Here is a 12,026-nt window from a genome sequence, read left to right as displayed (position 1 = left end):
TTAATTTCGTAATCTTTACTTAGCAGGAGCAATGAGCATCATGGAACAAAATACGGACAACGTATTTAACTTCAGTGCAGGACCCGCAGGTCTGCCAAAAGCAGTCATGCAGCAAGCACAAAAGGAGCTAATCAACTGGCAAGGTCTTGGTACTTCAGTGATGGAAATCAGTCACCGAAGCAAAGAGTTCATTAAGGTTGCAGAAGAAGCAGAGCAAGACCTTCGTGATCTTCTGAACATCCCAGACAACTACAAAGTACTGTTTTGCCAAGGTGGTGCTCGTGCTCAATTTGCCGCTGTTCCACTAAACCTACTGGGTAACTCGGAAACTGCGACTTACATTGATGGTGGTTACTGGGCAGAAAGCGCAGTGGCAGAAGCGAAAAAGTACTGTGAACCTGACGTCTTCAACGCGAAAACCACGATTGACGGTAAAGCGGCGGTTCTACCTGCAACAGAATGGAAAATCTCACCAGACGCAGCCTATGTCCACTTTTGTCCGAACGAAACCATCGATGGTGTTGAAATCAATGATTTGCCGGTGACAGATAAGCCAATCGTTGCAGATATGTCTTCGACGATTCTTTCTCGCGAAATCGATATCTCTCAATACGGCGTTATTTATGCTGGGGCGCAAAAAAACATCGGTCCTTCAGGCATCGCAATTGCAATTGTTCGTGATGATCTTCTTGGTTTGGCGAAAGATGTATTGCCAAGCATTCTCGACTACAAAGTGTTGGCAGAAAAAGAATCGATGTTTAATACGCCGCCAACATTTGCTTGGTACTTATCTGGGCTTGTGTTCAAGTGGCTAAAAGCGCAGGGCGGTGTAAAAGCGATAGAGCAAGTTAACCGAGAAAAAGCTGCGCTGTTGTACGATTACATCGACCAGTCGGACTTCTATCGTAATGGTGTGTACTCTGCTAACCGCTCTTTGATGAACGTACCATTCCAACTAGCGAAACCAGAACTTGATGGCACATTTTTAGAACTGGCTGATGCGAAGGGGCTGAAAGCGCTTAAGGGGCATCGTGCGGTTGGTGGTATGCGAGCTTCAATATATAACGCAATGCCACTAGAAGGTGTCCAAGCTCTTGTCGACTTTATGCGCGAGTTTGAACAAAAGTACGCTTAACTAAGAGCTGTGATATAATTTTTGAAAGCGTCGCAATTGCGGCGCTTTTTGCTTTTCAGAGATTAGCACTCTCATGGAAGCACTCGCACATTTTTGTGGCGGAACTTTGAACAACCACAATAGGTTCGCTATTTTTGTGGCACCATTTACTTATGAGAACTTTAGTGAAAAATCTCTATCTGACAATCCTGTTCTGTTTATCTTCTATCGTTCATGGACAAGAGATCCAAGTGTGGAGCGGTATTGAATATTCAACGGTCGCTGAAATCAAAGAACGATTTGAAGCGGAGACTGGCAACACGTTGGCGATTCGAGAATTCGATGTGAATAATATTCGCTCAGAGCTGTTGTTAGCGAAGCAGACCAGTATCACTTTTCCAGATGTTATTTGGGTGCCTTCCGATTTCTTGGGTTTACACGACTATTTTGACCTAGCAAAAGTTCCATCTAGTTGGATAGATGAAGATAGCATGGAGCCCAAAGCTTTAGAACTAGTGACTGTTGATGGGGGCGTATATGGCGTGCCTTTAGGCTTAGGTAATCACTTAGTTCTATATGTGAATACGAAGTTGACTCAAGATGTTCAGCCCACTTGGGAGGCATTATTGGAAGAGGCTAAACGAGGCGAGTTTCCATTAGCCATGCAGTACCCAAATATGTATTTCTTGATGGCATTTGTTCCCATGTTTTCTGACTATCGGACGCAGCCAGTCACGGACATCGATGTAGGCGCGTTAGCGGCAGCGTTAAAGTTTTATGGATCACTCGCAACCAACAATATTGTGAAAGATAAGTGCACCCAAGAGCAAGCTCGTGAGCAGTTCATTAATGGTGAGGTGGCTTATCTCATTGATGGTGATTGGGCTCTTGGTGAGTTGAAGCAGCACTTTAGCAAAGAGCTTAGGGTCAGTAGCTTACCGACTTATAACAACCATCACATGCATTCATTAAGTGGTGGCAAGGTATTGGCTTTCAACACTGAGGCAATGGCTAATCCTGAAAAACGAAAAGCGATGCGCACTCTAGCTACTATTGTTCAAAAGCCAACGTTTATTGAAGATGTAATCATTAATCAGAATCTTATCTCTACCAATCGGTCGATTAATCGTAAATGGTATGACACTGACAGCACTTACTATAGTGATTTATATAAACAATTAAGTCCCGCATATGCTATGCCAAGTACGGTAGAGATGGCAGTGACTTGGGAAGCGCTAATAAGAGGTTACAAACGCTATACAGCGGGAATGCCAGCCAAAGACGCCGCTCAATTTGTTGTCAAGTTCATTAATGAACACTCTCAACACATACATCAGCGTAGGAAGTCACTGTAATGGTCAGTTTACGAAGTATCTTAACCCTGATTGTGGTGATTGGCTCACTGCTACCAGCCTATTGGGTTGGTACCAGCATGATCGATAAACACCAAGAAGACTTACTAGCACAGAAAGCACTTAAGCTTGAAAATAGCAACCAAGGTATTCGAAAAACCGTCGAGGATGATCTTACCTTTATTGCAAACTTAACACGCTGGTATTCAAAAGATCGGCTTTTAGTTCAAGGTATGGACAATGTCCTGTATTCGAGCATTATTTGGCAAAAAATCCAAACGTTTGAAAAGTTGGCAACCAATGTCAGCGCTACTTACATCATCGACAAAAATTGGCAGCCAATGTATGAAAGTAATGGCTCGGTCTATCACCTAGAAGAGAGTAAGTTACTTCAGAAAATAAGGACTGCCGGAGATGTTTATAAGCAAGGGAAGATGTATCACACCACATACTTCGATGAGAGCTTAGTAATGCAAGGAGGACAAGCGGGAATCGCCTTTGTCAGCCCTCTGCTGCCTTACACTTTATTACCGAATTCGGAATATGAACCCCAAGGGTATTTGGTGGTTCTTATCTCTTATCAAGATCTAATGAAAGTATCGCAACCTTTCTTGTTCTCGCAAGAGAGTGTTGATTTTCATTATGGAAGTCTGAAGAAGGTTAAAGGGGAAGCGAATCGAAATCTCAGCATCATTGAAATAAACAGTGCGGGCTTTATGTCTCCTTTGACGGTAACAATGGTTCATACTTTCTCTGATCTAGCGAGGAACCAGGAGCTAACTAAGTCAAAGCAGCAGCTATTGAATATCATTATTGCCACATTAGTTGTGACCTTATGTATTGCCATACTAGTAAGCCGCTGGTTAACTCAGCCAATTAAAGAAATGGAATTGGTGGTCAGAAGCTTTAAGAACAACCAAAGACCCAATTTAGAATCAAAGCGGTATCAATTTAAAGAGTTCAAACAGCTAATGTCATTATTGGACTCTATGTGGTGCCAGTTAACTTCGAATATGGAAGAACTTGAAGTTCGAAACAAAGCACTTCGCCAAGCGAACCAGCAAGTTCATGACTCCAACGCACAATTGGCTAAGTTCAATCAAGGGCTAGAATTAATAGTTGAAGAAAAAACAGCTGAACTCAGAGAAATGCTGGCAAGAGAAGAAGCTTATCAAACGAAGCTAATGTCGCTAATCAACTTTGCGACTAGCCATGCAGGAGTAGGGTACCACGCGATTCCTGGTGTGATTAATACAGGTTTAGATAAGCTATTCCCCAATACTGAAATGCGTTTTAGTTTTTATAAGGTGTCTGGTGAAAGAGTGAAGACCATGCGTTCTTCGACGGGCGCAACGTTAGGGTACTTTAATTATGGGCAAAGTGACCTCAACGAAGATGAGGTGATTTTGATAGAGTTATTTAAGAAACAGCTCTATTCGTGGTTAGAGTTAGAAGACTTCGCTAGACGCGATAAGCTATCTAAATGTTCAAACCGAAAAGCATTTGATGAAGATTTTGAATATGCGTGCCAGTGTGTCGCTCAATCAAAGTGGAAGTCGATGTCGATTCTGGTTGTAGATATTAATGGGTTAAAGAAACTAAATGATAACTACGGCCATGACAGAGGTGATTTGCTAATTTCAAAGAGTACTCAGCTCATGCGAACCGCGTTAGATGATGAGTCTAAACTTTATCGTATAGGCGGTGATGAGTTTGCTGTGATTGCTAAGAACTGCGGTGTAGAGCAACTTGGCTGCTTAATAAATAAACTGGAGTCGGCTCAAGAAGATAAATGGATCGAGTTATCTGATAATCATCGTCATGCTATTCAGTTTTCTGTCGGTGGGGCTTCAAGCCAAACCGCAGCATTGGATAAATTGGTTTCCATTGCTGATGAAGAGATGTATTGCAAGAAAAGAGAGTTCTACTCAAGTTAAGCACCCTAATCAATAAGACCTCGCCATCCGCGAGGTCTTTTTATATCCAGACTGCCATTATTCAGATTCAGCAAACAAGCCGAAACTGACTCGAAGAATCAAGCATCTTGGTATATCCACTAGGGCTTTGCTTCCACTTCATTGAACAGCCAAGAAATAAACAGCTCGAGTTTCCGAGAGTGCTTCTCATTGGCGGTAACGACATAGTACTTCTGCTTGCATTGCAGAGTTTGGTTTTTAAAAGGGGTGATCAGTTCGCCGGATTTAAGTCGTTTTTCCACCAGCGATAGTCGACCGATAGCAACGCCCGCATTATGCATTGCGGCACTAACGGCTAAATCGGAACGGTCGAATGAAATGCTTGGAATATCGTCAATGTCTGTTATGCCATTTTCCTTTGCCCACAGCGTCCATTCATCGTGATGGGAGTTGTAGTCCCATGCTTGGTTGTCGTGAAGCAGGGTGGCGTTTACCAAATTCGCTGGCTTTTCAAATAGGTTAAATTGTTCTGCATACGTTTGAGTGCAGACCGGGATGATCTCTTCGCTCATCAATTCTTTCGACCATAACTTTTCCGGCATTTGCTCATCGAAATAGATCGCGGCATCGATGCCATAGCCTTGGAAATTGACGTTCTCATTGCCAGTTAGAATATTCAGCTCTATGGAAGGGTGTTTTTGCTTAAATAGATACAATCTAGGTACAAGCCAACATTGGGCAAAAGAAGGGCGAGAGTAAATCGTCAGCTCTCCGGAGACTTCGCCATTTCTGACTTCCATTACCTCTTGGTTTAACTCGTTGAGCGTTCTGTTCAAGGCGAGGTAAATACGTTCCCCTTCTTCTGTGATCGTGATTTTTCGGTGAGAGCGGGTAAACAAGGCAATGCCAAGCTCTTCTTCGAGCTTGTTAATACGGTGAGAGATGGCGCTGGGCGTCATGGAGAGTTCTTCTGCTGCAAGAGAAAATGAACTGTGTCGCGCAGCCACTTCAAAAGTATGAAGCTTGGAAAGTTGAAAACTATTGATGCGTTGGTTCTTGGCGAAAATATTGTCTCTGGTGTACATGTGCGTTATTGAGTCGAATTTGATAGAACACATAATAACGGCGTTGTTATAGTTGGGCTCACCTATGGGTCGAAAAATTCACTAAATGTCGTATAAATCACGCTTTTGTTTGAATTTACTTCATCTAAAGGTGAGTTTTGATCGTTTGTCAGGGCTATGGATTCCTCGTTTAATTGCAGTCAATTAAAACAACAACATAGGTCTGAACATGGAATCCAACCTTTGGGTCATTACTACCCTCATAACGAGTATCTTAATGATCGTTTTTGCGATCGTTAAGTTTAAACTCCATCCTTTTTTAGCGCTGTTACTCGCCAGTTTTTACGTTGGCGGGATGATGGGCATGCAACCTTTAGAGATGGTCAGTGCTATCGAAAGTGGCATTGGCGGAACGCTTGGTTTTCTTGCTGTCGTGATTGGTTTAGGCACCATACTTGGCAAGATGATGGAAGTGTCTGGGGCAGCTGAACGAATTGGCCTTACCCTACAAAAAATTCGCTGGCTATCACCTGAAGTCATTATGGTGTTAATCGGTCTTGTTTGCGGAATTACCCTATTCGTAGAAGTTGGCGTGGTGCTGTTAATTCCACTGGCTTTTTCGATTGCGAAAAAAACCAATACCTCACTTTTAAATCTCGCCATTCCGCTTTGTACCGCCTTGATGGCAGTGCACTGTATTGTTCCTCCACACCCTGCCGCATTGTTTGTGACCAATGAGCTTGGTGCTGATATCGGTTCTGTGATTTTCTATGGTTTACTCATAGGTTTGGTTGCGTCTTTAGTTGGCGGTCCGTTGTTCTTGAAGGTGATGGGCGCACGTCTACCTTTCAAAACTGTACCTGAAGAGTTCACCTCACTAGAAGTGAAAGATGAAGCGCAATTGCCATCTTTGGGGGCGACGCTATTCACCGTGATGTTACCCATTGCACTGATGCTGTTAAAAACGGCGGCAGAACTCAATATGGAACATGGCAGTGCGCTGTACACCACTTTGGAATTTATCGGCAACCCAATTACAGCAATGTTTATCGCCGCTTTTGTTGCTTATTACATGTTAGGTATTAAGCAGAACATGGGCATGAGTGTGCTGCTTGAGAAAACGGAAGGTGCATTTTCTTCGATTGCCAACATCTTGCTGATTATTGGCGCTGGTGGTGCATTCAACGGCGTATTAAAGGGCAGTGGCTTGGCGGATGTATTGGCACAGTTACTTTCTAATCTCGATATGCATCCGATCCTTCTTGCATGGCTTGTCGTGATTATTCTACATGCGGCAGTGGGTTCTGCCACCGTTGCCATGATGGGCGCGACGGCAATTGTGGCTCCATTACTCCCACTTTATCCGAACGTAAGTCCAGAAATCATTACTCTGGCTATAGGCTCTGGCGCAATTGGTTGTACGATAGTGACCGATTCGCTCTTTTGGTTGGTGAAGCAATATTGTGGAGCCACGATGACAGAAATCTTCAAGTACTACACGACAGCGACATTCATTGCCTCTTTTGTTGCATTAGCAGGCACATTCCTTCTGTCGTACATGATCTAATAAAGGTAAACAATAATGACTACGCATAACGTAAACGCACTAGTAGCAGAATTCCCTTTGGTTGAGCGACTCATTGGGTTAGAAGAGGTGGTTTGGTTCAACCCAAATATCACCACACTTGAAGAAGGTCTACCGTACGTTGGCTTAGGTGCTGCCAACATCAAAGACGCGAGTGAACGACTAAAACGCTTTGCTCCATACTTAATGAAAGCCTTTCCAGAAACGGCGGCTTCTAACGGAATTATTGAATCGAACGTTGTTGAAATCGACAAGATGAAGGTCTGCTTGGAAGCGCAATACGGCACTCAAATTCTTGGACGTTTGATGCTTAAAAAAGACAGTCATCTGCCTATTTCAGGTTCAATCAAGGCGCGTGGTGGCATTTATGAAGTGTTAACACATGCAGAGAAGTTGGCGATTGAAGCTGGGCTTCTAAGTGAAAGTGATGACTACAGCAAATTGTTCAGTGAAGATTTTCGTCAGTTTTTTCAGCAGTACAGCATTGCCGTAGGTTCGACAGGGAATCTCGGCATGTCTATCGGCATCATGAGTGCAAAACTCGGCTTCTCGGTATCGGTTCATATGTCAGCGGATGCTCGAGAGTGGAAGAAAAACAAGCTGCGTTCTCACGGCGTAAACGTGGTGGAGTACGAGCAAGACTACGGTGTTGCTGTAGAGCAGGGGCGCAAAGAAGCGGAAAAAGATCCAACTTGCTTCTTTATTGATGATGAAAACTCTCAGACCTTGTTCTTAGGTTATTCCGTTGCAGGCGAACGCTTGAAGCAACAGTTTGATGATATGGGTATCATCGTTGATGCGGAGCACCCTCTGTTTGTTTACCTACCTTGTGGGGTGGGCGGTGGTCCTGGCGGTGTGGCGTTTGGTTTGAAGATGGCGTTTGGTGACCACGTTCATTGTATCTTCGCGGAGCCGACACACTCTCCGTGTATGCTGCTTGGTGTACACACTGGTTTGCATGATGACATCGCGGTGCAAGATCTTGGTATCGACAACATTACTGCAGCTGATGGTCTAGCGGTAGGGCGTGCGTCTGGTTTTGTAGGACGAGCAATGGAAAGACTGCTTGATGGTTACTACACCATGACGGATGAGCGCATGTATCATCATCTAGGTGAGCTAAGTGAACAAGAAGACATTCGTTTAGAGCCTTCTGCACTGGCGGGCATGATGGGGGCAGTGCACGTTTCACAAGCCCAAGCTTACCAAGCTCGAATGCAATTTAGTGAAGATAAGATGAAGAACGCCATTCACCTAGTTTGGGCGACGGGTGGCGGCATGGTACCGGAAGAGGAAATGTCGGCTTATCTGGCCAAGTCAGGTCGTTAACGAATTTTGCACTTGTTATGGGAACAGCGAGAGCAAAAGAAAAGGGCTCATCAATGGATGAGCCCTTTGTTTATGTTAATTCCAGACTACAGAGATTGTAATAGCTGGTGGTAACGACCTTTCTCAGCTAGTAGCGCTTGGTGGCTACCTTGTTCGATGATCTCGCCTTGCTCCATCAGACAGATGTTGTCCATACTCTCTAGCTCAATCAAACGGTGGGTGATAAATACCACGGTTTTGTTCGCAAAGTGCTCTTTGAACAGTGCCATTACCGTTTGCTCTGTGCGTTTGTCTAGACCTTCAGTTGGTTCATCAAGAAGCAGGATTGGGGCATCACGCAACAGAGCGCGCGCAATACCAATTCGACGCTTTTCACCACCAGACAGTTGACGTCCGCCATCACCTAACCAAGCGTTCAATCCTGGCTCTTCTAAGAGATTCGCCAAGTCCACTTTGGTCAGAATATCAGCTAGCTGCTCGTCCGTGGCTTCAGGGGCTGCAAGCAGCAGGTTGTCACGCAATGTGCCATTAAGAACATCAACACGTTGGCTGACTACTGTGATTGCCGCGCGCAGATCAGACTCACTCCAATCTTGCAGAGGCGCACCACCGATACTCACTTGACCTTGGTTTACATCCCAGTAGCGACAAAGCAATTGAATAAGCGTTGATTTACCAGAGCCGGTTTGACCAACAATCGCCGTTTTTGAGCCTAGTGGTAATGATAGCGTTAGATCTTTCAGTACTTTTTGCTGACCATCAGGGTAGGTGAAATCAACCTTGTTGAACTCAATATCTAGCGGCTGGTCTTCACGTTTAGATTGTTCTGGGAAGATAACGTCTGGTTCCGCTAAGGTGATTTCGTTCAATCGACGTGCTGATGTCAGTGTTTGACCTAGATATTGGAAAGCACCGGCGATTGGCATCAGAATTTCAAAGCTTGCCATGGTGGCAAATGCGAACAGCGCAATCCAAGGATCTGGCGCACGACCACCAACGCCATCCGCAGCAAACCACAGCATCGCAACGAGCGTTAAACCGTTCGCTAGCATCAGCAGACCAGAAGCCATGCCCGTTAGGTTAGCGTTGACGAACTGGTTGGATAGTAGTTGTTTTTGCTTCTCAAGAATCACATTGCGGTAGCGCTCTTCTGCGCCGAATAAGCTTAGTTCGCTGTAACCTTGCAACCAGTCTAATGTTGCCACGCGTAGCTGTGCTTTATTTTGTGTCAGATGTTCGCCGTTATGCTTACCCAGTTTGTAGAACAGTACCGGCCACACTAACAGCATTACCGTTAGAATACCGCCAAGCAATAGGGCAAGATGCCAGTCAAAGAAAGCAAGCACTGCGGTTAGCGACAAGATGCCGAATACGCCAACAATCACAGGGCTGATAAGACGCAAATAAACATGATCCATTGCATCTACATCCGCCACTAGACGGTTTAGTAAGTCTGCATCACGCAAAGTCGAAACACGACCGGGGATCAACGGCGCAAGCTTCTTGAAGAAGAAGATACGTAGATCCGTTAGTAGCTTGAAGGTCGCATTGTGGCTAACCACTCGTTCACCCCAACGACCTGCCGTACGTGCCATTGCCGCACCACGAACACCTGCGCCAGGCAACATGTAGTTAAAGGTCTCGCGAGCTATGGTCAATCCTGCCACAGCAGCAGCCGAAATAAACCAGCCTGATAAGGTTAGCAGACCAATGGAAGCGGCCAGTGTTAGGAAAGCCAGTAGCATACCCAGCGACAAACCAAACCAGTGCTTTTTATACAGTTTTAGATAAGGGAGTAAATCACGCATCTAAGTTCCCCTTGTCTGATTCACGTTGAGCTAGGTTGGCAGCCAACATTTCTTTAAATAAACCATCTTGAGATGCCAGAGTTTCGTAATCACCACGTTGGACAATTTGACCTTCTTGCATCATCAAAATCTGAGACACATTTTGCAGTGGTGCCAATTGGTGAGTGATCATCAAGTTAGTGGTGGATTCGGTGTATTTACCGATGCCTTCCATCACAAGTTTCTCGCTCCGAGCATCCAAGCTGGCGGTTGGCTCATCGAGTAACCAAAAACGCCCGTTTTGTAGCATCGCACGCGCAAGTGCAAGACGCTGTGCCTGACCAACAGATAGACCACCGGAGCGGTCAGAAATTTGGTAATCCAAGCCATGCATTTCAACAAACTCTGCGGCGTGAGAGTCGTTGAGTACTGAATGGACTTGTTGGTCTTGAATATCTTGCTTGCCCAAGGTGACGTTGTCACGAATACTGCCATGTAAAAGCATCGGGTTTTGCCCAATCCAACTGATGGCTTTTCGCCATGTAGACAAGTCCAGCTCAGATAATTCACAACCGTTAACTTTCAGACTGCCCTTGTATGGCATAAAACCAAGGATTGTGTTCACTAAGCTGGTTTTACCTGCGCCACTTGGGCCGACTAGTGCTGTGCTTTGGTTGGCATCTAGGGAGAAGGATAAGGGACCGACAAGTTGCTTACCTTCAGGGCTGAAGATAACAAGATCGTTCGCTTCGATGTGAACCGCTGCGTTTTGATCAACAACTTTGTGACCACCTTTTACTTGGTCAACGTCTAGCTCTAGGAATTCAACGATACTTTCTGCTGCACCGACCGCTTGTTGCTTCGCATGGTAGAAAGTACCAAGGTCGCGAAGTGGTTGGTAGAACTCAGGCGCAAGGATCAGAATAAACAAACCGGCGAAGAGGGTTACACCAGCACCGTAGTAACCAAAGTTAAGTTCACCGATGTAGCTGAAACCGAAGTAAACCGCCGTAATCGCAATTGAAATCGAAGTGAAGAACTCAAGTACCGCAGAAGATAAAAAAGCAATCTTCAAGACATCCATCGTGCGTGTACGGAAAACTTCTGATGCCCCTTTTAATGTCTCGGTTTCTGATTGTGTACGGTCGAACAAACGAATAGTAGTCATCGCTTGCAAGCGGTCATAGAAGTGACCGGATAAACGTTGCAGAGCTTTAAAGTTCTTACGGTTTGCATCCGCGGCCTTCATGCCGACCAATGCCATAAACATAGGAACAAGAGGTGCAGTGACAAGGAAAATGAGGCCTGCTGCCCAGTTGATTGGGAAAACCACCACTAGGATGATGAAAGGCACCAAAACAGACAACGACATTTGCGGGAGGTAGCGAGAGAAGAAATCTTGCATGTCTTCTACTTGCTCTAAAATCAACGTAGCCCAGCTACCTGCTGGCTTGCCTTTGATATAAGCAGGACCAAGTTGGTGGACTTTATCGAGAATCAGTTGACGAATATAAACTCGGATTTGTTCCCCGCAACGGTAACCGGCAATTTCGCGTCCCCAAGTACAGGCCGCGCGACCGACAACTGTGACACCTAACCCGACGAAGTGCCAAACAAGTTCACTCTTGTCGACATGCTCGATAATTAATTGGTGAAGAATGGAGGCGAGCAGGGCTGCTTGAGCCAATAAAAACACGCTTGATAGTACGCCTAGGCCTATCGCAACCATCAGCCAGCGCTTGGCCAACTTACTCTGTTGCTTAAGCCACTTATTCAAGCTGCTTTGCTTTTTCTTATCCATTGTGAAGGCTTAATGATAATTGTTTTAATGAGGCGGTAGTATACAAAAGAAAACCCAGCGGGAATACCGCTGGGCTTT

General features: G+C 45.1%; 8 protein-coding genes. 5 read left to right on the top strand and 3 right to left on the bottom strand.

Features of this window, described 5'->3' with window-relative positions; translation table 11 throughout:
- Positions 1-40 precede the first annotated feature (40 nt).
- The 3 genes from serC to J4N37_RS09925 all read left to right on the top strand — a co-directional run bounded on the left by serC (position 41) and on the right by J4N37_RS09925 (position 4,403).
- Positions 41-1,135: a 3-phosphoserine/phosphohydroxythreonine transaminase gene (gene serC, locus J4N37_RS09935; protein WP_162531061.1), complete on the top strand. Its 1,095-nt coding sequence runs from the start codon at positions 41-43 to the stop codon at positions 1,133-1,135.
- A gap of 164 nt (positions 1,136-1,299) precedes the next feature.
- Positions 1,300-2,469, top strand: a complete 1,170-nt coding sequence (locus J4N37_RS09930) for a sugar ABC transporter substrate-binding protein (protein WP_038887585.1) — start codon at positions 1,300-1,302, stop codon at positions 2,467-2,469.
- A complete protein-coding gene (locus J4N37_RS09925; RefSeq protein ID WP_252040788.1) occupies positions 2,469-4,403 on the top strand; it encodes a sensor domain-containing diguanylate cyclase in 1,935 nt (644 codons plus the stop codon). The genes J4N37_RS09930 and J4N37_RS09925 overlap by 1 nt, the downstream gene beginning before the upstream one ends.
- 119 nt (positions 4,404-4,522) lie before the next feature.
- Here the strand turns inward: J4N37_RS09925 and dsdC are convergent, their stop codons facing one another.
- Complete coding sequence (gene dsdC / locus J4N37_RS09920) at positions 4,523-5,467, bottom strand: DNA-binding transcriptional regulator DsdC (protein WP_252040787.1); 945 nt, start codon at positions 5,465-5,467, stop codon at positions 4,523-4,525.
- A 256-nt stretch (positions 5,468-5,723) separates the two neighbouring features.
- Between dsdC and dsdX the strand changes: the two genes are divergently transcribed.
- Positions 5,724-7,013: a D-serine transporter DsdX gene (gene dsdX, locus J4N37_RS09915; RefSeq protein WP_252040785.1), complete on the top strand. Its 1,290-nt coding sequence runs from the start codon at positions 5,724-5,726 to the stop codon at positions 7,011-7,013.
- Between the two features lie 15 nt (positions 7,014-7,028).
- Complete coding sequence (gene dsdA, locus J4N37_RS09910) at positions 7,029-8,360, top strand: D-serine ammonia-lyase (protein WP_252040783.1); 1,332 nt, start codon at positions 7,029-7,031, stop codon at positions 8,358-8,360.
- A gap of 86 nt (positions 8,361-8,446) precedes the next feature.
- Here dsdA and cydC read toward each other — a convergent pair whose 3' ends face one another.
- Together cydC and cydD are read right to left on the bottom strand one after the other, a co-directional pair.
- On the bottom strand, positions 8,447-10,168 hold the full coding sequence (cydC, locus tag J4N37_RS09905) for a heme ABC transporter ATP-binding protein/permease CydC (protein WP_252040781.1): 1,722 nt from the start codon (positions 10,166-10,168) through the stop codon (positions 8,447-8,449).
- Positions 10,161-11,948: a heme ABC transporter permease/ATP-binding protein CydD gene (gene cydD, locus J4N37_RS09900; RefSeq protein ID WP_252040779.1), complete on the bottom strand. Its 1,788-nt coding sequence runs from the start codon at positions 11,946-11,948 to the stop codon at positions 10,161-10,163. Before cydD ends, cydC begins: the two co-directional genes overlap by 8 nt.
- Positions 11,949-12,026 lie beyond the last annotated feature (78 nt).

It is taken from the genome of Vibrio sp. SCSIO 43153, from assembly GCF_023716625.1.
GTDB classification, from domain to species: Bacteria; Pseudomonadota; Gammaproteobacteria; order Enterobacterales; family Vibrionaceae; genus Vibrio; species Vibrio rotiferianus.
This window is presented reverse-complemented; position numbering and strand designations above follow the sequence as displayed.